Here is a 22847-nt window from a genome sequence, read left to right as displayed (position 1 = left end):
GCACCCGACCATCGCTCATTCAGCACGGTGCTGAGTGGGGTTGGCGACGTCGACGACGAGATTCACCACGTGCTCGTGCCGTCCGGTCGCGTCGGCGCCCATCGGGGCCGGGGTGGAGCGGGCGGCGGCGAGGATCAGCCACGGACCGCCCGGGAGCTGGACTCCGGCGAGCCCGTGCAACGCGCCGTAGATCGCCTCACAGCGGCGACGCGATACCCGCGGGTCGGCCGTGCCGCGCACGCGCACCTGTAGGGCGCGGGTGTCGTAGGCGTTGCGGGCGTCCTGCGGGCCGGCGTCGTACAGCCACAGCCCGACCGCCTCGGCCGGCTCGGGCGGAAGCGTTTCGATGAAGCAGTCGCCGCTCGTGCCGGCCGGGGAGTAAACGAGCAGGCCCTGCTCCTCGAGGTAGCGGGCGACCCCGTCCAGCAGGTCAGCGGCCACGGAGCGACCGCCGGAGCTGGGCCGCGATCAGCGCGGCGACGGTCGCCGCCTCGCTCTGCATCGGGCGTTCGAGGTACTTCGCGGACCGCCCGGGGGCGTGCCGGTAGGCGAGCTCCTCGTGCTGCCTGACCGCGTATTTCGTGTCGTAGCTGACGGCGGCGGTCAGTTCCTGCTCGTCGACCGACACCGTTCCAGACCGTTCGAGGGTCGCCTCGTCGATCGGGACGAGCTTCCGGGACTCGGCGAGGACGTGCTCGGCGCCGAGCAGCAGCCCGCGCAGCGCGCCCGCGCGGGCGCCGCGCAGCACCTGGTCGCCGGTGAGCCGGAGGCGGGAACGCTGCGGACTCATTCGCACATCACCTCTGTGGACGCGGGGACCGGCAGGCCCGGGGCGGTGTGCGAGGCGGTGCTGATCGCGGTGGTGATCCGTCCGCCGGGCAGGGTGACGCGCGATCCGGGCGGGCATTCCATGCCGGGGGCGGCGATGATCTGCGCGGTGCTGATCACGTCGCGGCCGTCGGGGGCGCGCACGGTGCGGACCGCCTGGCCGACGAGCGCGGGGTGCTCGACGAGCGGGCCGTACGTCGGCCCGTACGCCGAGTCGCCGGCGTACGGCTGGACGCCGATCCGGTGGCGGAGCAGGGACGGGGGAACGCGGGTCACCACTGCTGTACCTCCCCGGGGGTCAGTCCAGCGCGGCGCAGCGCGCGCACGGCACGTGGGGCGAGTTCGACGCCGGACGCGCCGGCGGTCGAGGCGGCGCGGCCGGACAGGGACACGGGACCGATCGAGACCGAGTCCCACTTGCCCGACGCGCCCGTGCCGTCGTCGCCGGCGGCGAGCCAGAACTCGACCTGTGCGCAGACCGCCGAGCCGAGGGCGGCGGCGATCGTCGAGTCGGCAGGGTCGCCGTCGTCGTCGACGGCGTAGATCGCGGTGAGCAGCGCCGAGTCGATGTCCTCGCCGGCCCGAGCGATCAGCCGGTCGGCATCCGGAGGCGCGGGCGTGCCGAGCCACGCGGCGAGGGCCTCGGGGGTCGCGTAGGGCTGTCGGGCCACGTTCACCCCTCTACTCGCCGGGGGCAGCAGAACGGCCCGCCGAGTCCTCGTCGGGCGGGCCGTTCGGGACGTCCTGCAGAACGGTCGGCGGAGGCAGATCGTCGAAGGTCTCGACCGCGTAGCCGGCCCCCTGGCAGTAGCCGATGATCGCCACGTCGTCCGTGGTCGCTGTGCCGTCGATGAACTGGAGACCGCCGGGACCGTCGCCGGTGTAGTCGCTGATCGGGGCCGTGATGCGCACGTTCACGGGCATCACGCGCTCTTGATGCTGCGCAGAACGGCCGCGGCGCGGGTCGCCCTGAGGACCGGGGCGAGAGGCCCCATCTCGACCTCGCCGAGCTTGACGGCACCGGCGTTGTTGAAGTCGGGGAGCCATGTCTGCACGAGCGGAACGGACGCGACCGAGGCACCGTGGAAACCGTCGAGTCCGTAGCGGATCGCGTAAAGGTCGCCGAGCCCGGACACGTTGCCGCCGGCACCAGCGCCGTCGGGGTCGCGGGCGACGAGACCGATTACGGGGGCGTTGCTGCCTGCCTTGCTCTTGAGGTCGATAAGGGGGATGCCGTTGTACGCGGTGACGGGGCGACCGAAAGCGTCCGTACCCTTGTCGAGCTGATCAGTCCACGCGGCCACGGTCTTGAACAGCGCGAGCGTCTTCGCGTTGCCGTAGATCACATCCGGCGTGTCATCCATGGTGGCGAGCCACGAGTCGATATGCCGCTGCGCGGCAAGCGCTGCGGCCTTGTCGCCGATCGTGGTCCAGTCGAGGTAACCGGAGGCGACCCCGTTCGAGAGCGGCAGGTACTCGGTGTCGGTCCCAGTGAGGATCTTCGACAGACCGTCGAACCCGTTCGCGTCCGCAGCCTTGTCCCCGTTGATCACGGCGTCGGCGAACTTCGCCCGCGACGCCTTGATCTTCTGCGACATGTTCAGTGCGACCGCGCCGGACGCCGCAGGACCGATGCGCGAGATTACGCGGTCGATCCGGAAGCTACCGCCGAGCGGTGCGAGGTCGACCGTGTAGCGCTGCGAGGTGACCTCGGCCGGGGTGTACTCGCTGTTCAGCGCTCGGAACTCGGCGTTCGCCTGCGTGATCAGGCGCCGGTACCCGTAGCTGATGGTGTCGCCGCCGGTCGGGTTAGCCGAGTCGTCGAAGGTCATTCGGTCGAGGATGTCCGAGGACTTGCGGAACTCGTCGATGACGTTCAGGTCGACGTCATCGACCGCGTTGTTCCGCGCCTCGGCGAGAGAGGTAGGCAAACGATTCTCCTAGGTCAGCCGCTGCTCATACGGGCGGCGATGGCGTCATGCAGGGTGCTCGCGCGGCGCTCGCCGGCGGGCGGGCCGTTGAACTCGCCGCCCCCACGCGGCGGCGTCGAGGCAGCGCGGTACAGGTCGGGATCGGCGTCCACAGCAGCCTTGATCGCGGCCGTGAGCTTGTCGCCGAACCCGCTGTCGAGCGGGTCGAGGCCGGCGACCGAGGCCAGGAACGAGCGGCTATTGAGTAGACGGTCGCCGCGCGCGCCCTGGTCGGCGGCGCCCCGGGCGACGGCGAGCTCGACGCGCGCCGACCGGAGAGCGGTCGCGTTCTCGGAGAGCAGCCGGTCGCGTTCGGCTACGGCGGCGGCGAGGGCGGCGGGGTCCTGCTCGGCCTCGCCGCCGTTGGGATTGAGCGCGCGGGTCACGGCATCGAGCGCGGCTCGCAGCTCGTCGCGCTCGGTCGCGGCCTGCTCGGCACGGGTGTTGGCGTCGGCGAGCTGCTGCTCGCCAGCCGGATCGCCCGCCGATGCCGGCGGGGTCGGCGGAGTGTTCGGGACGCCGGTCGGCGGGGCGGGTGGGGTGGCGGGCTCGCCACTCTCTCCCGAGCCGCCCTTGACGGGCCAGATCGGGCGGCCGTCTCGGCGGTAGCCGAGGGCGCGGTCGCCCGTACGCGGGTGGACCGGCAAAGACTTGGTGGGGCGCATGATGATGATCTCCAAATCGGGGTGGGTGGCGGCGCTAGAGTTCCTGAATGACCAAAGCTGTGAACAGGCGGCCCAAGAAGCGGAAGCCTGCTGACGCCGCCTTCTGGCTGGCGTATGAGAAGCGGGTGGCCAAACTCGTCAAGGCGCTGGATGCCAACGCAACGATCACGCACAACGAGAAGCAGATCGGCGCGCTGAGCGGGGTCCCGCGCCAGATCGATGCGCTGGCTGTTGGCTCTGTCGCCGGTCAGAAGATGAACGTCGTCATCGAAGCCAAGTGCTATGGGCGACGTGTCTCGATCGGCACCGTTGATGAGTTCATCGGCAAGTTGATCGATCTGGGCGCTGAGCGCGGCATTCTCTATGCCGCAGGCGGATTCACAGACGGAGCGGTCAAGCGGGCGGAGCGGGCGTTGAACCCCCGTGTTGCCCTTGAACACCTCGCGAACCTCATCCCGCCCCGGCCAGTGCCTGACGCGGCACCACGTCGTGACGACCGTGACGACATGGCTCGTCTCACCCGTACCCCACCGCTCGTGCACGAGTTCTCGCGACTCTCGCAACGCTCGGATGCGCACAACCTGCTGGCGGTGGAGAGGGCACTCCTGATCGAAGAGCCGTACAAGCCGTCCGCACCCACCACCACCAACTACCGGGCCTTTCTGCTCGGTGAAGCCTTCTTCTATAAGGCGTGAGCTGCACTCGGCACCGCGCCTGACGTGACTTCCTGCCTCGACTGCGCGGCGTCGAAAGGTACTTGGGCAGTCCGGTATCCCCGGACCCAAGCGAGGGTGAGTCGCGGGTCGGTGAATCGAGGGCACACAGTGGGAGGCCGACCGGCTCGCGCGGCGGCGAGCCCCTCGCGGCGGGCACGCAGCGCGTCCTCACGGAACCCCAACGGATCACCCCCTACTGCTTGAGCCGTTGGGCGTGTGTGGACTGCCGGGCAGTCTCGCCGGCCCCCGTCCGCACGCCCGTCACCTGCTCGGTGAACTCGGCGAGGGTGATTCGCGGGGAGACGTCCTCCCAATAGCGAATCAGGTCCTCTGACGCGCGGGCGTAGGCGACGTGTGCAGGGCCCTTGAACAGGTTGCGCGGGTCGACGCCGGCGGCCTCAGCCTTCTTGGTGAGCATGTGGCCGCGGGTGGCGTCCTCGGCGGCGAGCCACTGCACATAGATGTGCTCTTCGTACATGGCTCGGATCTCGTCGCGGCTGTATGCCTCGCGTGCGGCGCGGGCTTCGAGCTCGCGCTCGTACACCCACCGTTCGGTTGCGGACATGTTCTCGGTCCCGTCCGGGCCGCGCTCGACGTCGGCGCCGTACGGCCCCCACTCGTCAGAGTCCGCTGGCGGAGGATCGTCGAGGCGGATCGGGTGCATGGCGGCATCGAGGGCGTCTCGGGCGGCGAGGGTGTCGCGGACCGTCGCGCCGACCGCGGGCGGTGGCGGCGCGGGCGGGTGTCGGCGGTCGATCTCGGCGGCGATCCGCTCGGCCTCGGCGGGGCGGGCGTAGCGGATGCCCCATACGAGTAGCTCGTCGCCGAGCTGGGAGAGATCCCCGGCGAGGCGCCCGCCGGGGAACAGGACATCGAGCAGACGACGGCGGTGGATCTCGGCGCCGATGGCCAGCCGGTCCTCGGAGACGTTACGAGCCCGGTTGGCGAGCGCCTGCTCGGACATGCCGACCAAGTCGCGTCGGACGTCGGGCAATGCGGCGTCGATGTCGCGCCGGTCGGCCTCGGCCATGACACGCAGCAGCCCCTCGTCGTCGAGGTGCAGCGCGACGCGAGCGAGCTCGTCGTCGCTGAACTCGGCGAGGCTGTCGACCATGCGCCCGCCGGGACGGATGCGGTCGAGCAGCGCCTGCTCGTCGCGGCGGTCCGCCTCGGCGGCGATCCGGTCGCGGTCGCGCGCGTCGAGCACCCCGGGCCGCAGTGCGGCACCGAGCTGCTCGTCGGCCATCTCGGGCAGGGTGCGCACGTCGCCCGCCCGAACTCGGGCGGCCTCGACCGCATCGGCCGGCGGCAGCGGCGCGGTGCTCGGGAGGTTTCCGGCCCCGGGCTGCTCGCGCTCGCGTCGGCGGATGAGCTCGGGATGCACCGCCAGGTGCTCGCGCATCTTGGCTTGGTACTGCCGCACCCGGGCCTCGGCCGCTCTCTTGGCCTCGGGGGTCATCGCGGCCGAACCGCGGTTCTTCCATTTGCGTATGGCCCGCTCGATCGCGCGCTGCCGCTGGGATGCGGCGTACCCGTCGGGATCCTCGGAATGCTCGACCGGAGCGCGGGTGACGCCGGGCAGGTAGGCACTCGTCGAGTGGCGGCAGTTGGGGTGCTGGAGACCGGCCTGCCTCGCTTCGTCGAGCGATCCGGCGACGCGTACCCGCACGATGCGGTCGTCGTCGATGGCGTGCTCGACCTCGATCGTCCGCGCGCCGTCCGGCCCGTCGAGCGCAAGCACCTTGCCCTCGTACGGGGCGCAGAGCTCGCAGTTATGAGGGGCATTGGAGACGATCACCAGGCTGATTCCGGCGGCACGCAATCGGTCGCCATGCGCCGCGACCGCGGCACGCCCAACGGCGGTCCGTACAGCCATCTCGGCATAGCTCGTCATCTGCCACGACCGGCCGCGCCGGTCGACGAACGACCGCAACCCCCGGTCGGCGAACTGCTGCATGGCGCGCTGCGCTGCTTGCCGGCGGGTGTCGATACCGAGCAGCGGCGTCGCCGACACTGCGGCGATGACCGTCCGGAAGGCGTCCAGCACGCCGCGCAGAATGCCCCGATGGGTCTCGGTGACAAGTTCGACGGTCTCGGCGGCGAGCCGGTCAACGGCCTGAGTGTTCGGGGTGCTGTCGGCGACCAGTCGAGCATCGGCGTCGGAAAGCGCGCCGAGCTCGGCGAGGCCGGCCCGCGCCCCGATGTCGTACGCCTCGGTGACCGCCGAGAACACCTCCAGTTGCATCGCGGTCGCGAGGACGTCGACGACGCCCTGCGCTGCGCGCCGCAGCGGCTGGATCGCGGCGAGCTTCGCGACTGCCCAACCGGGTGCCTCGAACCCGTCGGTGAGCTGCCGCGCGACGAGCGAGAGCAGCCGCTGCTCGGCGTCCGCGTAAAGGTCACGGACGGTGGCTGAGAGATCCTCCGCCACGGCGGGGTTGACCGGCATGGCACCCCCAAACGCGGGTCGGCATGAACTGCCAGACCTGGCCTGCGCAGGTCAAGCCCAGCACCAGGAAGGCGCGGGCAGCGCCACGCAGCGTGCTGCACCTACCATCACTGGCGGGTACGTCGGCGGGGGCACCGGGCACTCGGATACACAGGTACGTCGGCGAGTCCACCGTCGACGAGGACGAACCCGTTGTCATGCGGCAGGTCTCGTCTCTGCGCAGGCAATAGCTTGGGTGTACGCCTTCCGACTGCGGCTCATGGCCGTAGTGGAGCAGGCGCCCAAGGACTTCGTCCGGTCGCTGACGAGACGGTCATTACCGAGCTGCCGACGGCGCCCATCAGCGAATTGGTTCTAGCCGCACCTAAGCCGATCATGGCCACTACGAGCGATGTAATCCCGCTGCGGCATGTTCGACCACGTCTTGCGGCCGAATGCATGAATTGGCTGCCCCGAGCATGGCGCGGAAGTTGACGCACGCAAAAGGGGTTAACCTGACTGGCGTGGATAGGTCAAGCGTTGACATTGACTCGCTCATTAGGGAACTTCCGCAGCCGCCGCCAATTGCCTTCTATGCAGGAGCCGGCCTCTTTGCAGGGTTCATGGCCGCCTTGTCCTTGTTTGAGTATGCAAATGGCGAAGCGAATGGTGCGCTCGTGCAAATTCTATTTGACATCGGCACCATTTATCTGATCGCGTTGACTGGTTTCATTGTGGCGGGGCTCCACAGAAGGGGAAAGATTGTTTCTCAGATGGAGAACCTGGCGCTGGATCTCGCGGCAGCTATTCGGTCTCGCGATGGGCGCAAAGGTGACGCTGTGCGGCGCGATATCGCAGCATTGAGGTACGTCGAGTCTTCTCTGATCCGCTCTGGAGCTTACAGCGCCGCTCGTCGCGTTGCCGCGGCCCGCCGTGAAGTCGGTGACACGTGGCCTCTTGGCTGAGTGATCCTATGGTAAAGGCGACCCTTCTCGCCGCACTGGTTGTAGGAGGGTGCGATATTTCCGCCACCGTATGGGGGAATGTGTCGGAAACGCATGAAACGGTTCCCTGTGGTGAGCAGTACCAGAACTACGGGGAGAGTATTGAGCGGTACCCAAAGGCGGCTGCCGACATCATGAATCACATCGATCCGCAAATCGAGGAGAAGTGTGGCGTAAAGGCTGTTCTTTGGACGAAATACGGCAACCTCGTCAAGAGGCCTCAAATTGAACGCTGAGGAAAATTCGCTTGTAATGTTGGAGTAAATCAACGGGCATAAGGGGTAGTCGCCATCATTCGATGACGCCTGGCTCAACAAGGCTTGCCCCGACCGCGATCGGTGGGCCTTGGCCGACGCTGCCGTGATGACCCCTCGTTTACGAGGTGGCGCTGCGGGTGGCCGGTCAGCTAGGAAAGCTGCCCGCTCTGCATCGGGTCGGGCAATATTGCGCCCGACTCGATGTTGATGCGGTCGACCTCGGCCTGCACGTCGACGGCATCCCACTCGGGGTGCAGCATCCGAACCTTTGTTTCGGTTGAGACCGCTTGCGCCTGCTGAAGGAGAGTCAGGGTCTGGGCAAGCGAGGACGTGTCCTCGGTGACTGAGTCGCCGAACGACACCGTCGGCCGAGCGGGCACGATCCACGGGGTGAAGAACTGCCGGTCGAGCAGCAGCATCACGAGCAGCATGTCGGTGACAGGCGGCGACAGATAACGGACCTTCTTTCCGCGCGTGGTCATGGACCGGCGCTCGCGCGCCTTGACCTCGGTCGCAGTCACAGCCGCGCCCTGGTCGCCGAGGCCGAACGTCTGCACCGAGTAGCCGGCGCTCTGCACGGCCTGCCGGGTGATCGCGTTCGCGGTCCGATCGTGCTCGTCGACTCTGATCGCGAACTGCGAGAGGGTGATCTGATTCCCGCCCTGCTCGGTCGGCGGGATGTTCAGGAGCTGCCAGATCTCCCGGTCGTCGTCGAAGCTCGTGCCCTGTCCGGGGCCGTGGTCGCGCAGGTAACCGTCGGGCACGAGGAGCCGCGCGCGGGCGAGGCGCAGGTCGCGAATCCACGAGGTCCATGTCGTGTCGAGCGCGTCAAACAGGTCATAGATCGGGGCGGCGTAGTCCGAGCGGCCGAACACCGAACCGCGGTTGCGGCGGTTGGGCCGGATGTTGGGGCAGTAGGCGGCGGTGAGCTGCTCGATCCCCGTCTCGATCGCGTCGCCGTCCGGGCCGAGGGATACGGCCAGGGCGGCGACCTCGGTGTGCTCGGTCAGCGGAACCCGGACGCCGAGGGAGTCGGCCGAACCCTGGTAGAGCCCGTGCAGGATGCGGCCCGGCTCGTGTCGTTCGAGGTGTCGCCACACGACAGCCGTGGTCGAGGTGAGCTCGCGCCAGAAGGTGACGGCGGCGAGGCGGCCCCACCGGAATTCGGGCACGGCGGCGTCGGGGTGGACGCTGGTCAGCAGGGGCCGGTCGGCAAGGGACCGATCCCACGTGACGCGCAGGTACACGGAGCCGAGCGCGGCGGCGACCTCGGCGGCTTCGAGCAGCGTGTTCGCGATGCCGTCGGACTCGGCGAGCTCGTCGAGCCGGTCCTGCGTGGCGGTGTCCGTCACGGTCAGCTCGGGCGGCTCGCTGAACAGGAGATCGGCGCTCGCGCCGGCGATGTCGCCGGGCAGGGGGATGTGCAGCCGCTGATCGCGGACGTTGGGGCGCTGCTGCCGGTCGCGCCCCCACAGGCGGCGGCGACCGTCGCGGCGCACGGGGTTGTCGCGGTAGACGGCGGCGAGCTTGCCGTGATCACCGGAGTACCAGGCGTCGTCGACCTTGATCTCGGCGTAGTGCCGGGCGAGCTGGGGCGGCGGCCAGGCGACGCCGTTATCGGGCAGGGGCACAGTGCACCCCCCGCCGTCGTCTCGTCCGGGCGCGCGCCGCCGAGCAGCGTCGGCAGTGCCGGGTGCCGTTCGGGGCGACGTACGTCGTCGCCGTGTCGAACTCGTGGCCCCGGAGGCAGTGCGTCTGCCGGGCACGGCGCGCTGCGGGGCTCACCCCGCGCAGGATGTTGATTCGGATGAGCACGGGTTCGAGGTGGTCGGGGTTCACGCAGTGCCGCCGTCGGCACAGGTGGTCGATCACGAGCCCGTCGGGGATCTTCCCGCGCGTCAGCGTGTAGGCGACCCGGTGGGCGTACTGCGGTCGGCCGTTCACCTTGAACTGCCCGTACCCGTTGGGCTTGACGTGCCCCGTCCAGTCCCAGCAGCCGAGGGGACCGTCGACGATCTTCGCGAGGAACCGGTCGGTCAGCGCAGAGGGCACGCGATCACCCCCTCGACACATCAGGCCCCGGGCGCGGCCGCACTCGGGGCAGGAGAGAGGAGGCAGGTTCAGGCGGCGGAGGCCAGCAGCCCGCGCCACTCGTGCGCGGTGGAGTGGACGACGTAGCGCAGTGCGTCGACCGAGTGATCGTTGAGCTTCACCGGTCGGTCCTCGCCGCGCGCGGCCGCTTCGTCCGACCACACGTACTCGGGGAGCTCTGCGAGCAGCCCCTCGCACGACTCATGGATGAGCAGCAGGTCGGCGTCGAGCGCGGACGCGACCGAACGGATTCCGTCGATCACGTCGTTCCTGGCCCGAGTGACCCCGGGGTGTCCGTCCGCCCACAACTGCGTGGAGAAGGACGACGCCGACGGGTCGACGAACGTCCACTCGGGCTCGACGTCGAGCTCGTCGAGCCACTCGCGCACGGCGCGGCTGTACTGCGCGTCGGTCAACTGCCGATGCTTCGCTCGGGAGTCGTGCCGCCACTCGCTCGTGACGTAGAGCCGGCCGTCGTCGCCGAGCCCGAGGGTCAGCGCGGCGAACGGGTTCACGGTTCCGTAGTCCACGCCGGTCCAGTACCGGCGCATCGGTGGCAGCTCGGCGACGACGTGCCGCTGCTCGTCGTACATGTCGAAGACCGCGCCCTCGGCGATCACCCATGCGCCGTCGATCATCCGCCGGCGCCAGAGGCCCGAGTACTCGGCGGACAGAGCAGCGACGTACGCAGGGGCTAGAGAGGGATTGTCGGCGAGGCGGAAGTGCCACGACGCGAGGTCGAGCTCGCCCTGCCGGTCGAGGTAATTGACCTTGAACCAGTGTCTCGGAGAGTCGGGGTTCGTGGTGCCGAGCAGCCGCGCCCCGGGCACGCTGAGCCTCGCGAGCAACTGTGTGAAGAAGCCCTCGGGCATGAGGGTGATCTCGTCGCAGTAGGCGAGCGAGGCGGTCAGACCGCGCAGCCTGCCCTCGGCCCGAGCATCGCTCGCGCCCACGAGGTGGACGACTCGACCGAGGACGACCGCCGTCGTCGCGCCCCGGGTGTGGCGCACCTCGGCGGCGACCGGCCCGAACAGAGCCGGATCGGCGAGGGGTTCAAGAACGTTCCGCTCGATCGTCTGGAGACTGCGCCCGCAGATCAGGATGAGCCCGGACGCCGGCGCCCGTCGCACTGCCAGCAGGAACGCGATCAACGACGCGATGGTCTTGCCCGACCTCACGCTGCCGTGCCAAGTGTTGATGCGGGCGGTTGCCTGCCTGATCGAGCCGAGTTGCTTCTCGGAGAGGGGAAGGGTGGGCATCACTCCCCCTCTGTGTCACCTCCAGCCGGCCCGTACAGGGCGTCGGCGAGGCGGTCGAGCATGGCGGCCCCCTTGCTTCCGGTGCCGTTGTGTCGAGCGAGCTCGGCGACCCTGGCGTGCACTTCGGTGAGCGCGCGGGCGGCGGTGGCGTGGTCGCGAGCATCCCGTGCACTCTCTGCGTCGGCGGTGCGGGCGACTTGGCCGAGGGCACCGTCGAGGGCCTCGTCGGCGAGCTGCTCGCGCCGCGCGGCGGCATCGGCTTGCCGCGCCTCGGTCGCCGCAGCCACGCGGGCGCCGCCAGCGAAGGTAAGACCGAGTTCGCCGGCGATCTTGCTTACGGTGGCGGCGGCGCGCCCGGTCGTCCGTGCAATTTGGTTACGAGTCATGCCCTCGGCGTGCAGCCGGCGAACCTGCTCGCGGTCGTCGTCATGGATCGATTTGGCCACATGCCCTCCTGGCGACATGTGAATCGCTCTACCTTGGGAAGCGTAGGAAGTGAGTCACAAGACGGCCGGATTCGATCGGTCGTTCGAAATCGGCGCTGGGGGGGAAATGGGGAGATCATCGGTAATCGGTCGTTGGCTTCTGGCCACAGTAATTGTGAGCTCCGTTGGAGGTGTGGTCACTAGTTTTATCCAAGTCCCCAACGGTATGGAATTGTGGGTAATTCTGGGAGCTCTATTGATCTACGCCTTCGCTGGTTCTATGGAATGGCGGCGAGAGCGTCAGCTGGAAGAGCAGCGTCAGCAGGAAGAGCAGCGGCAGCGGGAAGAACAGGAACGGCGTGACCGGGAGCCACGGGAGCGGGACGAGAAGCGGCAGCGGGAACGCGCGCTAGCTGCGGTGCGGCCCATTCAATTGGGGAGGCTCAAGAGGGAGCTGAGCTGGAAGGGCGTCACGGGGTATTGGATCACGCCACCGCTCAAAATCGAGGCTGTAGACGATGCGCTATATAGGGTGACATGCGAGTTCGAAGCCGCCTGTAGCCAAGCTGGGGTAGCGCCGCCACAGTGGGGAAATCGCAACAAGAGGGCAGGGCGACACTTAGCAGAAAAGACCAGGGACCTGCGATGGCTCGTAGTCGGCGACAATGTCGCAAAGCTGGTGAGGGTGGGAGGAGCAATTCACGGAATGGAACCAGCCCCGATGCAATCTGGTTCTCAAGGTCTGATTCCCACGAACGCTACGGCACACTTCTACACAGTTGCCGCTGAAGTTGTTATCGGGCAGATCAAGGTCATGCGCGAAGTCACTTTGTGATCGAGGCTACCGATGTCTGGCCCGGCGGGGGCGGCGGGACGAGTCGCGAGATCCTGCCTGCTGCGGCTCGGCCACGACTGCTCATCTCCCGGTCGCCGTAGGGTGTGGCGCATGGCGATCAATTGGGGAGACGTCCCTACGTGGTTCGGCGCGATATTTGCTGGTGCTGCCGCGGCTGGAGCGATCTGGACGCTGGCCAGTCAGCGACAGCAGATCGGTGAGCAGCGCACCTTCATCGACGAGCAGATAACGTTCATGAGCGATCAACGGGCGTTCATCGAGCGGCAGTCAGAGGTTCTCGCGCTGCAAGAGAGCGAGCTCGTCGCGCTGGCAGACGAACGAGCAGTGGCACAGGCGCGGCGGGTCTCGATGCTGGCCGTGATGCGAGTCGGCCCCGAGGAGTTGTACGCCGGGATCGAGAACCATCGCTGCTGGGAAGTGACCATCGCCAATGACAGCGACGAGGCCATTCGCGACGTCAATGTGCGGTGCGACCCGTACAACGCTGACGCGGTATGGGACTTCACGCCAGGGCGCACCGATGACGGAAACCCGCGACGAGTGGGGGCACCAGTGCCTGTGATCGGCCCGGGACGCAAGTTCAGTTTCTTCATTACCCCGGGGGTGTCGACGCGCATCGGCAACTATCCGCCGGTCCTCACGTTCACTGACGCCAACGGGCGGCGGTGGCAGATGGATCAGTCCGGGGAGAGGCTCAAGCTCGATCAGAGTGCTTGAGCGGGCACTGGGTTGTGGAGTGCGCTCGACCGACGTGTGAGTTCTGGGCACGCCGGAGGTGCCCCCAACATTAGGTCACGAACCAATAACGACGCAAGCCCGAGCGGGGCTCGGGCCGAGGAAGACTCCGCTTGGGCGGTAACTCCGGTATATCCGACACATCTCCGGGGATCTGTGATGGGGCGGCACTCACTCCCTCTTAGGCGGGGAAGCGGTACGCGACCCCCAAGAGGCACTGACTCGAATATTGCACCGAGAAACGGCGTGCGGGCCTGGCTCTCGACTAGATCACCAACACTGGTGGTCGGTCTGAGCATGCCACGTTTCCGGATCGATCACCCTTCATGGAAGGCGGATCGGTCCGTATGGCAACGGTCGGTTGGGCTACGTCGGTGGCTGGACTCGGTGGGTGTGTCCTCGTGCTGGGTACGTCCTCGATCAAGTGCCCGCACTCTCCGACAAGGGAGTACGTGCCATCGCCGCCGCGCGGCGGCTCCGCGCCGAGTGGCGGCGGAAGTGAACGGCCCTCGGGGCGGCGAGGCGCCGCCCCGAGACACTCCCTCACGCTGCGATGCTTTCCGCGGCGGCGAGTGCTCCGACCAAGGCGACGAGGTCCGCCCATCCCCATACGCGGCGACCGCGGCTGTCGAGCGGCACGGGCGCGGTGCAGTCGTTGCCGGTCGAGCAGGTCACGCTCGGTGGCCCGTCCGGTGTGGTGTGCAGGGTGAGCTTGCCGCCGCACCACGGGCACGGTCGGTCGGGTACGGGCGTGGTGCGCTGGTCGAGGCGGAGCGTCCGCAGCAGCCGACCCTCGGCGATCTGCGCGGTACGCCGTGCCTCGTGCAGCAGGTGGAGCGGCAGTACCTCGAACGGCGGCGCGCTGATTGCTCCGTCGAGCTCGTGCTCGGGGGCGGTGTCCTCGTCGAGCACGCGTCCCTCGACCCACACTGACGCCCAGTGCAGACCGTGCCGTCTGCTGCCCGCGGTGCGCCGGCTGTCGGGTGCGTTCGGGTCCCGGGATAGCCACCCCCGGGGGTCGCCCTGCTCGGTGCGCTGGACGGCGGCGGCGAGGGTGTCGGCGAGATCGAAGAGCAGCCGCTCGACCGCCCGCCCCGCATCGAGGGCGGACAGGTTCAGCGGGGCGGGGTGCTCGCGCAGCACGAGCGGCGCTCGGTCCTCGACGAGCAGCTCGTCGTCGCCCTCGCGCATGGTGTGCGCGAGTTGCCTCGGCGGCCAGTGATCCGCCGCCGGCGGCGTCTCGATCGCGAGCAGCAGATCGGCCCACTGACGCCGGATCGTCCGCAGGGCGCGCACAGTCTCGCCCACAGCCTGTGCGTAACTCATCGGCTCCCCTCCTTGGCAGCGAGCAGCGCCTCGACCTCGGCGGCGTACCGGTCGCGCTCGGCCTCGATCTCGCGCATGGTCTGCTCGGCGGCGTCGACCCGGTGGCGCAGTCGGAGCGCGGCCGTCTGCTGCCCGGCGGCGGAGCGCCGGAGGGTGTCGCACTCGGCGATCTCGGCCTCGGCCAGGTCGCGGAGTCGGGTCGCGTCCCCCGGGGTGAGCGCGCCTCGGCTGGCGCGGGCGAGCAGCAGCCGCAGCGCGTCGCGTCGATGGTTGCGCACCGCCTCGCGGGTGGCGGCACGCCCACGCCGCGACCGGGTCCGGGTGTTGTGGTTCACGGGGTCTCTCCGTTCTCGGCTCGGCGGGTAGTCGAGCAGGCGGTGCGCGTGGTCGGGCAGGGACGGCGGCCGAGGCGGCGCAGCTCGCGGTCGAGGCGGTCCTCGATCCGGACCGTGTAGGCCAGGGACGCGCCGAGCGCGAGGGCGAGCACGACGGCGAGGGCGAGCAGGGACGAGCTCATGGGGTGTTTCCCTCGTTCGTTCGGGCACGGCGCAGCAGCCGAGAAAGGGAGCGCCTCGCGCGCGGGGTCTCACCCGCCCCTGGCGCGACCCGTAGCGCGGGGGTGGGTTCGGGACTGTGCCAACCGTCGAATGACAGGCGGTCGGCGAGGGCGGCGACGATGACGGTCGCGCGGTGCGGGTGCACGTCGAGCTCGTCGGTCAGGTGGGCGGCGATCACGGCTTGGGCGGCGGCGGGGATCATCGGGTCTCGCCCCCGCCGCTGGTGTGCCGAGCTCGGGCATCTCCTCGAGGCGCGGGCGGTTGGCACATGATCCGGGCGAGCCTGATCTGCTCGGCCTCGGCCTGCTCGTCGACCCCGAGATGAGCGACCAGCGCATCGACGCGCGAAGGGTGGACGCCGGAGAGCGGCCGCCTGCCCTTGCCGCGGTTGCGGAAACTCGATCGGCACTGCTCGTCGACGGCGGCGAGGCAGTAAGGGCACCTCACGCCGAGCGGGTCCGGGATGCCCTCGGCGACGAGCTGCTCGCGGTGGGCGCGAGCCGTACGGAACGGGCGCAGCTCGGCCGCGACGCGCGCGGGCATATAGCGCCGGCGGCCGTCGCCGACACCGGACACCAGGGCGGCGAGACGTTTCTGCCCTGCCGGGTTGATCTCGGCGCGGTACTGCGCGGGGGCGGTTTGTCCGAGGGCAACCGCGGTTCGGGTTCCGAGCAGTTCCTCGCGCCACGCGGCGACGTTGTCAGGGTCGACATCGGGCACCGGGTCGGTGTGGCGGTTCATGAGCTCGGCTCGGAGCGGCCCCCACGCGGCGAGCAGGTCGTGCGGCTCGATCGGCCGGTACTGCGAGCTGCGGTTCCCGCCCTGCTGCTCGTAGTAGCGGCGGGTGGCGCGGGCGGCGTCCCATCCGACTTCCGGCATCGTGGCCGGAACGTCGGCGACGGCGGCGGTCCACTCCGAGATGGTGCGGGCGGACTGCTGCGGGTCGGCGAGGGCGCGGCGCACCCGGGAGTCGAGCGTTCCGGCGAATGCCAGCAGAGCGGCGATCTGTTCGGGCGTCATGTGCGGCTCTCCTTTTGGGCGAGAAGGGCGAGGCCGGCGGCGAGGTTGTCGGCGTAGCTCGGTGTCGAGGCCGGTTTGCGGGGCGGCGTGTTCGGCACCGGCCGATCGAGGTCGGACCAGACCTTGAGCCAGTAGCGGGCGCTCTTCGGCGCCTCGCCCGGACTGCTGCGGCGGGCGGCGAGGCCCACCAGGGCCTCGACGCCGTGCGCCTGTACGAGCTGATAGACGTCGCGCTGCTCGCCGAGCCCGAGCGACCACCGGACTTCGATCGAGGCGGCGACGAGAGCGGCTCCGAGCGGACGCAGTTCGGGAATCAGCGCTGCCGCGGTATTCGTCGCGCGCGGCTGCTGCTGTTTGTCTTGTAGAGAGCTTCTTTTGTTCTGGGGGCCGGTAGCCGGTCCCCCCGGGGCCGATGTCCGGCCCTCCCCGGGGCCGCTCACCGGTCCCCTGGGGGCCGATGTCCGGCCCGGGTCGGAATCCGGCCCGGGCTGATCTCCGGCCCCCCTCACGTCGAGCTGGGGGAGGCGGTAGACCGTCTCACCCCCGGGCCCGAGCTCGCCTTTGACGACGGCGAGCTCCCCCGAGGCGAGCAAGGCGTCGACGGCACTGCGGACGGTCGAGCGGGCGGCGCGGGTGCGCCGGATGAGCGAGGCAGTGCCGGCGTAGGCGACGCCGCCGGCGTCGGCCCGATCAGCGATGGCGAGCAGCACCAGACGAGCGGCGCCTCGGCTGTCGGACTGGGACCAGACCCAATCCGTCGCATCGAGGCTCAACGGAACGTCTCCTTACGGGTATCGGCGAGCCCGGAGGTTCGGGCCGGCCAGCAAGCGCGGCGGGCGTATGGGCGGGGCACCGGTTGCCGACGATGTAGCGGCGGGTGCCGATCGTGCGGCAGTAGGCACCCGTGGCGCCGTCCCAGAAATCGCAGATCACGCCGCGGGCTCGCCGGCACCGACGTAGCGGGCGTACACCACGTAGCGGGCGGCCCCGTTCTCGACGACGGTCCGAGCCATGGCCTGGAATGTGCCAGCCGGCGCGTAAGAGGTGAGCTGCGCGCTACGAATGGCCTGCGCCGCCGAAGACGCGCGGCTGATCGTGGCCTTCCGCTGGACTTCAGCCCACTTGCCCGGGCGCGACTTGAGCTGCTCGACGAGCAGCGCATGCTTCACGTTCTGCCGTTCCGGCGGCGGGCCGGCGATGAACTTCACGGTCACTAGATCCCCTCCGATCTGTCGCTGAACACGAACAGGGAGCGCGAGAACCCTCGCCGAAAACGGCTAGAGTCTGTTCCTGTTCGCGAACATGACCACCGTAAGTCTGGAAGAAACCCGACGTCAACGCACTTCTGAGGTGTGCAACAGGGTGAGATCGCTGGTTAGATACGACTGTTCGTGTTCTGCGACAAGAACGGAGATGAGAAACCGTGTCGGAGAACGACACCCCGATAGGTGAGCTAGCGGCCGATGGGGCGGCCGACTGTGCGCCCACCGACCCCGCATGTCCCTTCCGAGACATCGTTGCCGCAGCGCTGGAGGCGAAGGGGGAGACGCTGCGCAGCTTCTCCGAGCGCGCCGTCGACCCTGAGACCGGCAAGCGCATCCCGCACAATCAACTGCCGAAACTGGCGAAGGGCGAGGGGTACCGACGTGAGCGCTGGCTCGTCGGCGCGGTCGCCGCGGCCACCGGGCGCCCGCTCGCCGAAGTGCAGGCGGCGGCGTCGGAGGAATGGACCGGCCTGAGGGTCGGGGACCTGCTACAGGCAAGTACCCCTGAAACAACGATCGTTGTTGCCTACCAGTCGGGAACCACCCTCGACGATCTACCCGTTCTCAAGGAGCGGCTAAGGGCGCTCGGGCTCGGCGACATCCGGGTCGTGTCTACGGGCGGCAGTGACTCCCAGTCCTAAATGCGTGACCTGCGGTGTTTGTGTAGGTATTGTGTAGTAGCCCCGCTCTCGAACGTCAGTTCGATTGCCTGGCTCCGTCATGCCACCAGGGGGGAAGGCACCTTGTACCGCGTCCGCCGTACCCGACTCGACGACGAAGCGCCCGCCGCCGGCGCTGCTCATGCCGATGAGCGCCACATCCTGCTCGACGACCGCCACATCACAGATACCGGGGCCATAGCCCTGGAGCTCGTCCTGAACGCCCTTCCCCCCGCCTCGGATGGCAGACGGCGAGGAAGTCAGCCGCATCCCGACCCGGGTGCGGCATAGGGCTGAAACACGGGGGGAAGGGGCCGCACGGCGCAAGCCGCGCGGCCCCTTCTGTGTGTCGTGGGTCCGGTGTAGCGTGTCGGTCGAGCTATCGACGTTTTCGCAGGTCAATCGGTCTTTTTCCGGTGCCCGGCGCGTGCCCATTGCGTGCCCGTTGCGTGCCCGAACTGCTCTGTACCGGTTGTCACGGGCTGGCACGGGAAGCGCCGCCGTAGGGCGCTGACCTGCGACTACCGCCATACGGCGGCACTTCGTGAACCTATCCGACAGGACACATCTGGCGCTTGTAATGCGTAGGTCGTCGGTTCGAATCCGACAGGGGGCTCCGCAGAGAAACGAGGGCCCGGGACGCTGTCCCGGGCCCTCGTTTTTCTTCTGCCGTCCTCTGGGATCTCCGCCGGACTCCTCGGCGGTCGTCCTCAGTGGCGGCCCGAGACGCGGTCCGCGAGCTGGGCTACGCGGTCCGTGGCGGCGGTATGGCCCGTGGACTCGCGGCGGTCCGCCCCGCGGTAGGCCGCGTACAGCGTCTGCACGCCCAGCCAGCGCAGGGGCTCCGGCTCCCACTTGCGGACCTTGTGGTTGACCCAGGGCAGCGCCGTGAGGTCCGTGGGGCCCGACTGGCCCGAGTCCTGCTGGATCAGGTCGCGCAGGGTGCGGGCCGCCAGGTTGGACGTGGCCACGCCGGAGCCCACGTAGCCGCCCGCCCAGCCCAGGCCCGTGGAGCGGTCCAGGGTCGCCGTGGCGCACCAGTCGCGGGGGACGCCCAGGACGCCCGACCAGGCGTGGTCGATGCGCACGCCCGCCGTCCGCGGGAAGAAGCGGACCAGGATCTCGCGGAGCGCCTCGACGGTGGCGGCCTGGGTGCGGCCGTCGTTGTCGGTGCGGGAGCCGAAGCGGTAGGGGACGCCCCGGCCGCCGAGGGCGATGCGGTCGTCCGCCGTGCGCTGGGCGTACATATAGGCGTGGGCCATGTCGCCGAGCGTCTCTCGGCCCTCCCAGCCGATGGTCTCCCAGATCTCGGCGGGCAGCGGCTCGGTGGCGATCATGGAGGAGTTCATCGGGAGCCAGGCGCGCTTGTGGCCCTTGAGGCTCGCCGTGAAGCCCTCGGTGCAGCGCAGGATGTACGGGGCGCGGACGGTGCCGTACGGCGTGATCGCGTGCTTGGGCTTGATCTCGGTGACCGGCGTCGACTCGTGGACGGTGACGCCGAGCTCCTCGACGGCCGCCGCCAGGCCCTTGACCAGCTTCACCGGGTGCAGGCGGGCGCCGTGCGGGGTCCAGGTGGAGGCGACCGCTCCCGCGACGCGCACCCGCTCGGCCGTCTCGCGGGCGCCGAGCAGCACGCGCTCCTTCTCGCCGAACGCGATCTCCACGGCGTGGAACGCCTTGAGCCGCGCCAACTGCGCCGGGGTGTAGGCGACTTCGAGGACGCCGCCCTGGTGGACGTCGGCGTCGATGTTCTCCTCGGCGGCCACGTTGACGACCTCGGCGACCGTGTCGTTCATGGCCTGCTGGAGGCGTACGGCCGCCTCGTGGCCGTGCAGCTTGGCGTAGCGGTCGCGGCCCGCGATGCCGTTGTAGAGCCAGCCGCCGTTGCGGCCGGAGGCCCCGTAGCCGCAGAACTTCGCCTCCAGGACCGTGATGTTCAGGAACGGCACGGCCTTCTTGAGGTAGTACGCCGTCCACAGGCCGGTGTATCCGCCGCCGACGATGCAGACGTCCGCGGTGGCGTCGCCGGGCAGGGGCTCACGGGGGGCCGGTATCCCGTCCTGTGCGTACCAGAAGGAGATGCCGCCGTTGATCGTGCTCATGGGGCTGTTGGTACACCTGAGGTCAGGTTCCTGTCCAGGGGAGCGGGCCGTGGAAGCGCCCGTACGATCGAAGCGTGATCGACATCGTGATCGACATTCCCGAAGAGCTCGCGGAGACCCAGATCGAGTACAACGGCGAGGCCGGACGCGCCTTCGTCGAGGCGCTGCCGGGCCGGGCGGCGGAGTTCCTGGAGCGGTGGTCGCTGCGGCTCGCCGGGCCCTCGATGCACGGCGTGGCCTCGCTGGTGCTGCCGGTGCGGCGGGCCGATGGGACGCCCGCCGCGCTGAAGCTCCAGCTGCTCGACGAGGAGAGCGAGGGCGAGCCCCTCGCGCTGCGGGCGTGGGGCGGCGACGGGGTCGTACGGCTGCTGGAGCACGACGCTCCGACCGGCTCGCTGCTGCTGGAGCGGCTGGACTCCTCGCGCCATCTGTCGGCCGTCGCCGACGCGCGGGAGGCGACGCGGATCCTCGCCGGGCTGCTCGCGCGGCTGACGGCGGCCCCGGCCCCGGCGGGCCTGCGGCGGCTCGGCGACATCGCCGCCCAGATGCTGGACGAGGCCCCGAGGGCGGCGCGCTCGCTCGCGGACGCGGGGCAGCGGCGGCTGCTGCTGGACTGCGCGGCGGCGGTACGGGAAGTTGCCGGGGAGCCCGGCGACCGGCTGCTGCACTGGGATCTGCACTACGACAACGTGCTGGCGGGCGAGCGCGAGCCCTGGCTGGTCATCGACCCCAAGCCGCTGGCGGGCGACCCGGGCTTCGACCTGATGCCGGCGCTCCGCAACCGCTTCGACCCCGCCGAGGTGCTGTGGCGCTTCGACCTGATGACAGAGGCCCTGGGCATGGACGGGGCCAGGGACCGGGCGGCCGCGTGGACGCTGGGCCGCGTGCTGCAGAACGCGCTGTGGGACGTCGAGGACGAGGAGACCGCCCTCGACGAGGACCAGGTGTCCATTGCTCGGTCGCTGCTGGCACGGCTCGGGGGCGCGAGGCAGGCTTGACCGCATGATTCGTACAGCTGTGCTTGCCGATGTCCCTGTGATCCACGCGATGGTCCGAGAGCTCGCGGAGTACGAGAAGGCGCCGGACGAGGTCCGGCTGACCGAGGAGCAGCTGCGCGAGGCGCTGTTCGGGGAGCGGCCCTCCGTCTTCGCGCACATCGCCGAGACGGCTGACGGCCAGGTGGCGGGCTTCTCGCTCTGGTTCCTCAACTTCTCGACGTGGCGCGGCACGAACGGGATCTACCTGGAGGACCTGTACGTACGCCCTGAGCTGCGGGGCGGCGGGTACGGCAAGGAGCTGCTGACCGAGCTGGCGCGGATCTGCGTGGAGCGCGGGTACGAGCGGCTGGAGTGGTCTGTCCTGGACTGGAACACCCCGTCGATCAACTTCTACAAGGCGCTGGGCGCGCTGCCGCAGGACGAGTGGACGGTGTACCGGCTGACGGACGACGCGCTTCGGCGGCTCGGCTCGTAGGACGGTCTTCGTAGGGCGGGTCGTTGTAGAACGGTCCCAGCCCCCTGGCCGGTCCTCTGGAGTCCAGAAGACCGGCCAGGCCCGGCGGGGCGGTTGGTCGGGATCGGCGGGGCGACCAGGCCCGGCGGTCAGTCGGTCACGGGACCAGGACCACCTTGCCGATCGTGCCGCGGGTCTCCAGGGCGCGGTGCGCGGCCGCGGCCTCGGCGAGGGGAAAGCGCTGGACCGCCGGGCGCAGCCGGCCGGCGCCCGCCTCGGCGAGCGAGCGGAGCTCCAGGTTGCGTACGTCGCCCCCGGCCTTCTGGAGCATCGCCGGGCCGAGCACGCTCTCGGAGACGATGCCCCGCTCCGCCTGCTCCTCCTGCGTGTACGTCAGCGCCTCGCCCTCGTGCAGGCCCCCGCTGGACCAGCCGAAGACGAGGTGCTTGCCGCCCTTGCCGAGCAGGTCGACGGCGGCGCGCGCGGTGTCCCCGCCGACCGAGTCGAAGACGATGGTGGCCGCCCGGCCGTCGAGGTACGCGCGGACCTGCTCGGGCCAGTCGGGGAGTGTGTAGTCGACGGCGAGGTCGGCGCCGTTCTCGACGACCCTCGCGACCTTGGCGGGGCCGCCGGCGAGGCCGACGACGACGGCCCCGGCGTTCTTCGCGTACTGGACGAGCAGCGTGCCGATGCCCCCGGCGGCTGCCGGGACGATCGCGACGTCGTCCGGGCCGAGCTCGGCGAACTGCAGGATGCCCATGGTGGTGCGTCCCGTGCCGATCATCGCGACGGCCTCCGCCTCGTCGAGGCCCGCCGGGATCTCGTGGAGCTTCACCGCGTCGGCGACGGCGAACTCGGCGTACCCGCCGGGGACCATGCCCAGATGGACGACGACGCGCTTGCCGAGCCAGTCGGCGTCCGTGCCCTCGCCGAGCGCGTCCACCGTGCCGGCGACCTCGCGGCCGGGGATCGTGGGGAGCTCGGCGGGCGCGGGGAAGGGGCCCGGCATGCCCTCGCGCAGCGCGGTGTCCAGAAGGTGCACGCCGGCGGCGGCGACCGCGATGCGGACCTGGCCGGGGCCGGGCTCGGGGGCGTCGACCGTCTCGTACGCGAGGTTCTCGGCCGGGCCGAACTCGTGGAGGCGGATGGCGTGCATGGCGGACTGAGCGGGCTGGGCGGACTGGGCGCTCACGGCGGACTGGGCGGGCTGGGCAGTCACGGCGGACTGGGCG

General features: G+C 69.8%; 29 protein-coding genes. 8 read left to right on the top strand and 21 right to left on the bottom strand.

Annotation, left to right across the window (positions count from 1 at the left end; translation table 11 throughout):
- Positions 1-15 precede the first annotated feature (15 nt).
- From AB0M39_RS12560 to AB0M39_RS12530, 7 genes are read right to left on the bottom strand one after another with little or no spacing between them, the layout of a single operon-like run.
- A complete protein-coding gene (locus AB0M39_RS12560; protein ID WP_365363156.1) occupies positions 16-441 on the bottom strand; it encodes a minor capsid protein in 426 nt (141 codons plus the stop codon).
- The gene (locus AB0M39_RS12555; RefSeq protein WP_365363154.1) at positions 431-790 is read right to left on the bottom strand and encodes a hypothetical protein; all 360 of its coding nucleotides are present in this window, start codon (positions 788-790) and stop codon (positions 431-433) included. The genes AB0M39_RS12560 and AB0M39_RS12555 overlap by 11 nt, the downstream gene beginning before the upstream one ends.
- The gene (locus AB0M39_RS12550) at positions 787-1104 is read right to left on the bottom strand and encodes a hypothetical protein (RefSeq protein WP_365363152.1); all 318 of its coding nucleotides are present in this window, start codon (positions 1102-1104) and stop codon (positions 787-789) included. Before AB0M39_RS12550 ends, AB0M39_RS12555 begins: the two co-directional genes overlap by 4 nt.
- The gene (locus AB0M39_RS12545) at positions 1101-1499 is read right to left on the bottom strand and encodes a hypothetical protein (protein WP_365363149.1); all 399 of its coding nucleotides are present in this window, start codon (positions 1497-1499) and stop codon (positions 1101-1103) included. The genes AB0M39_RS12550 and AB0M39_RS12545 overlap by 4 nt, the downstream gene beginning before the upstream one ends.
- A 10-nt stretch (positions 1500-1509) precedes the next feature.
- The gene (locus tag AB0M39_RS12540; protein ID WP_365363147.1) at positions 1510-1752 is read right to left on the bottom strand and encodes a hypothetical protein; all 243 of its coding nucleotides are present in this window, start codon (positions 1750-1752) and stop codon (positions 1510-1512) included.
- Complete coding sequence (locus tag AB0M39_RS12535; protein ID WP_365363145.1) at positions 1752-2759, bottom strand: major capsid protein; 1008 nt, start codon at positions 2757-2759, stop codon at positions 1752-1754. Before AB0M39_RS12535 ends, AB0M39_RS12540 begins: the two co-directional genes overlap by 1 nt.
- Before the next feature lie 14 nt (positions 2760-2773).
- Positions 2774-3463, bottom strand: a complete 690-nt coding sequence (locus AB0M39_RS12530) for a hypothetical protein (protein ID WP_365363143.1) — start codon at positions 3461-3463, stop codon at positions 2774-2776.
- A gap of 47 nt (positions 3464-3510) precedes the next feature.
- On the opposite strand from AB0M39_RS12530, the gene AB0M39_RS12525 reads away from it, so the two are divergent.
- Positions 3511-4158, top strand: coding sequence for a restriction endonuclease (locus tag AB0M39_RS12525; protein WP_365363141.1), 648 nt, complete (start codon positions 3511-3513; stop codon positions 4156-4158).
- Here AB0M39_RS12525 and AB0M39_RS12520 read toward each other — a convergent pair.
- Complete coding sequence (locus AB0M39_RS12520; protein WP_365363139.1) at positions 4146-4361, bottom strand: Rmf/CrpP family protein; 216 nt, start codon at positions 4359-4361, stop codon at positions 4146-4148. The genes AB0M39_RS12525 and AB0M39_RS12520 overlap by 13 nt on opposite strands.
- 11 nt (positions 4362-4372) lie before the next feature.
- Positions 4373-6628 carry a phage minor capsid protein gene (locus tag AB0M39_RS12515; RefSeq protein ID WP_365363137.1) on the bottom strand — a complete coding sequence of 752 codons (2256 nt, stop codon included), beginning with the start codon at positions 6626-6628 and terminating at the stop codon, positions 4373-4375.
- A gap of 503 nt (positions 6629-7131) precedes the next feature.
- Between AB0M39_RS12515 and AB0M39_RS12510 the strand changes: the two genes are divergently transcribed.
- Positions 7132-7572, top strand: coding sequence for a hypothetical protein (locus AB0M39_RS12510; RefSeq protein WP_365363135.1), 441 nt, complete (start codon positions 7132-7134; stop codon positions 7570-7572).
- An 8-nt stretch (positions 7573-7580) separates the two neighbouring features.
- The gene (locus AB0M39_RS12505; protein ID WP_365363133.1) at positions 7581-7847 is read left to right on the top strand and encodes a hypothetical protein; all 267 of its coding nucleotides are present in this window, start codon (positions 7581-7583) and stop codon (positions 7845-7847) included.
- A gap of 170 nt (positions 7848-8017) precedes the next feature.
- On the opposite strand, the gene AB0M39_RS12500 is transcribed toward AB0M39_RS12505, so the two are convergent.
- The 4 genes from AB0M39_RS12500 to AB0M39_RS12485 form a co-directional block, all read right to left on the bottom strand.
- Positions 8018-9499 (bottom strand): phage portal protein, encoded by a 1482-nt coding sequence (locus tag AB0M39_RS12500; RefSeq protein ID WP_365363131.1) that lies wholly within the window; start codon positions 9497-9499, stop codon positions 8018-8020.
- Positions 9483-9920, bottom strand: a complete 438-nt coding sequence (locus AB0M39_RS12495; RefSeq protein WP_365363129.1) for an HNH endonuclease signature motif containing protein — start codon at positions 9918-9920, stop codon at positions 9483-9485. The genes AB0M39_RS12500 and AB0M39_RS12495 overlap by 17 nt, the downstream gene beginning before the upstream one ends.
- 68 nt (positions 9921-9988) lie before the next feature.
- The gene (locus AB0M39_RS12490) at positions 9989-11221 is read right to left on the bottom strand and encodes a terminase family protein (RefSeq protein ID WP_365363127.1); all 1233 of its coding nucleotides are present in this window, start codon (positions 11219-11221) and stop codon (positions 9989-9991) included.
- Positions 11218-11664: a helix-turn-helix domain-containing protein gene (locus tag AB0M39_RS12485; RefSeq protein WP_365363125.1), complete on the bottom strand. Its 447-nt coding sequence runs from the start codon at positions 11662-11664 to the stop codon at positions 11218-11220. Before AB0M39_RS12485 ends, AB0M39_RS12490 begins: the two co-directional genes overlap by 4 nt.
- Before the next feature lie 205 nt (positions 11665-11869).
- Between AB0M39_RS12485 and AB0M39_RS12480 the strand changes: the two genes are divergently transcribed.
- Positions 11870-12478 carry a hypothetical protein gene (locus tag AB0M39_RS12480; RefSeq protein WP_365363123.1) on the top strand — a complete coding sequence of 203 codons (609 nt, stop codon included), beginning with the start codon at positions 11870-11872 and terminating at the stop codon, positions 12476-12478.
- 111 nt (positions 12479-12589) lie between these two features.
- A complete protein-coding gene (locus AB0M39_RS12475) occupies positions 12590-13216 on the top strand; it encodes a hypothetical protein (RefSeq protein ID WP_365363121.1) in 627 nt (208 codons plus the stop codon).
- A gap of 561 nt (positions 13217-13777) precedes the next feature.
- Here the strand turns inward: AB0M39_RS12475 and AB0M39_RS12470 are convergent.
- The 6 genes from AB0M39_RS12470 to AB0M39_RS12445 all read right to left on the bottom strand — a co-directional run bounded on the left by AB0M39_RS12470 (position 13778) and on the right by AB0M39_RS12445 (position 17345).
- Positions 13778-14560: a hypothetical protein gene (locus AB0M39_RS12470; RefSeq protein ID WP_365363119.1), complete on the bottom strand. Its 783-nt coding sequence runs from the start codon at positions 14558-14560 to the stop codon at positions 13778-13780.
- Positions 14557-14895 (bottom strand): hypothetical protein, encoded by a 339-nt coding sequence (locus AB0M39_RS12465; protein WP_365363117.1) that lies wholly within the window; start codon positions 14893-14895, stop codon positions 14557-14559. The genes AB0M39_RS12470 and AB0M39_RS12465 overlap by 4 nt, the downstream gene beginning before the upstream one ends.
- Positions 14892-15077 carry a hypothetical protein gene (locus AB0M39_RS12460; protein WP_365363115.1) on the bottom strand — a complete coding sequence of 62 codons (186 nt, stop codon included), beginning with the start codon at positions 15075-15077 and terminating at the stop codon, positions 14892-14894. The genes AB0M39_RS12465 and AB0M39_RS12460 overlap by 4 nt, the downstream gene beginning before the upstream one ends.
- A 238-nt stretch (positions 15078-15315) precedes the next feature.
- Positions 15316-16137, bottom strand: a complete 822-nt coding sequence (locus tag AB0M39_RS12455; protein ID WP_365363113.1) for a hypothetical protein — start codon at positions 16135-16137, stop codon at positions 15316-15318.
- On the bottom strand, positions 16134-16910 hold the full coding sequence (locus AB0M39_RS12450) for a hypothetical protein (RefSeq protein ID WP_365363111.1): 777 nt from the start codon (positions 16908-16910) through the stop codon (positions 16134-16136). The genes AB0M39_RS12455 and AB0M39_RS12450 overlap by 4 nt, the downstream gene beginning before the upstream one ends.
- 156 nt (positions 16911-17066) lie before the next feature.
- On the bottom strand, positions 17067-17345 hold the full coding sequence (locus AB0M39_RS12445; RefSeq protein WP_365363109.1) for a hypothetical protein: 279 nt from the start codon (positions 17343-17345) through the stop codon (positions 17067-17069).
- A gap of 215 nt (positions 17346-17560) precedes the next feature.
- Here AB0M39_RS12445 and AB0M39_RS12440 point away from each other — a divergent pair, with 215 nt between their 5' ends.
- Entirely contained in the window at positions 17561-18043 is a 483-nt protein-coding gene (locus AB0M39_RS12440; protein WP_365363107.1) for a hypothetical protein, read from the top strand.
- A 728-nt stretch (positions 18044-18771) separates the two neighbouring features.
- Here AB0M39_RS12440 and AB0M39_RS12435 read toward each other — a convergent pair.
- Entirely contained in the window at positions 18772-20163 is a 1392-nt protein-coding gene (locus tag AB0M39_RS12435; protein WP_365363105.1) for an FAD-dependent oxidoreductase, read from the bottom strand.
- A gap of 74 nt (positions 20164-20237) precedes the next feature.
- Here AB0M39_RS12435 and AB0M39_RS12430 point away from each other — a divergent pair, with 74 nt between their 5' ends.
- Both AB0M39_RS12430 and AB0M39_RS12425 read left to right on the top strand, forming a co-directional pair.
- On the top strand, positions 20238-21161 hold the full coding sequence (locus tag AB0M39_RS12430) for an aminoglycoside phosphotransferase family protein (RefSeq protein ID WP_365363103.1): 924 nt from the start codon (positions 20238-20240) through the stop codon (positions 21159-21161).
- Between the two features lie 4 nt (positions 21162-21165).
- The gene (locus AB0M39_RS12425; RefSeq protein ID WP_365363101.1) at positions 21166-21636 is read left to right on the top strand and encodes a GNAT family N-acetyltransferase; all 471 of its coding nucleotides are present in this window, start codon (positions 21166-21168) and stop codon (positions 21634-21636) included.
- Between the two features lie 136 nt (positions 21637-21772).
- Here AB0M39_RS12425 and AB0M39_RS12420 read toward each other — a convergent pair whose 3' ends face one another.
- Complete coding sequence (locus tag AB0M39_RS12420; RefSeq protein WP_365363224.1) at positions 21773-22771, bottom strand: zinc-binding dehydrogenase; 999 nt, start codon at positions 22769-22771, stop codon at positions 21773-21775.
- Positions 22772-22847 lie beyond the last annotated feature (76 nt).

This window comes from Streptomyces sp. NPDC051907, from assembly GCF_040681075.1.
GTDB lineage: Bacteria > Actinomycetota > Actinomycetes > Streptomycetales > Streptomycetaceae > Streptomyces.
Note: the sequence above shows the minus strand (reverse complement) of the source record. Positions and strands in the feature narration are given on the sequence as shown.

Coding starts and splice junctions, on each gene's coding strand:
- AB0M39_RS12555 (WP_365363154.1), bottom strand. CDS start 790: ATGAGTCCGCAGCGTTCCCGCCTCCGGCTCACCGGCGACCAGGTGCTG.
- AB0M39_RS12540 (WP_365363147.1), bottom strand. CDS start 1,752: ATGCCCGTGAACGTGCGCATCACGGCCCCGATCAGCGACTACACCGGC.
- AB0M39_RS12530 (WP_365363143.1), bottom strand. CDS start 3,463: ATGCGCCCCACCAAGTCTTTGCCGGTCCACCCGCGTACGGGCGACCGC.
- AB0M39_RS12525 (WP_365363141.1), top strand. CDS start 3,511: ATGACCAAAGCTGTGAACAGGCGGCCCAAGAAGCGGAAGCCTGCTGAC.
- AB0M39_RS12515 (WP_365363137.1), bottom strand. CDS start 6,628: ATGCCGGTCAACCCCGCCGTGGCGGAGGATCTCTCAGCCACCGTCCGT.
- AB0M39_RS12505 (WP_365363133.1), top strand. CDS start 7,581: ATGGTAAAGGCGACCCTTCTCGCCGCACTGGTTGTAGGAGGGTGCGAT.
- AB0M39_RS12480 (WP_365363123.1), top strand. CDS start 11,870: ATGGAATTGTGGGTAATTCTGGGAGCTCTATTGATCTACGCCTTCGCT.
- AB0M39_RS12475 (WP_365363121.1), top strand. CDS start 12,590: ATGGCGATCAATTGGGGAGACGTCCCTACGTGGTTCGGCGCGATATTT.
- AB0M39_RS12470 (WP_365363119.1), bottom strand. CDS start 14,560: ATGAGTTACGCACAGGCTGTGGGCGAGACTGTGCGCGCCCTGCGGACG.
- AB0M39_RS12460 (WP_365363115.1), bottom strand. CDS start 15,077: ATGAGCTCGTCCCTGCTCGCCCTCGCCGTCGTGCTCGCCCTCGCGCTC.
- AB0M39_RS12455 (WP_365363113.1), bottom strand. CDS start 16,137: ATGACGCCCGAACAGATCGCCGCTCTGCTGGCATTCGCCGGAACGCTC.
- AB0M39_RS12435 (WP_365363105.1), bottom strand. CDS start 20,163: ATGAGCACGATCAACGGCGGCATCTCCTTCTGGTACGCACAGGACGGG.
- AB0M39_RS12425 (WP_365363101.1), top strand. CDS start 21,166: ATGATTCGTACAGCTGTGCTTGCCGATGTCCCTGTGATCCACGCGATG.
- AB0M39_RS12420 (WP_365363224.1), bottom strand. CDS start 22,771: ATGCACGCCATCCGCCTCCACGAGTTCGGCCCGGCCGAGAACCTCGCG.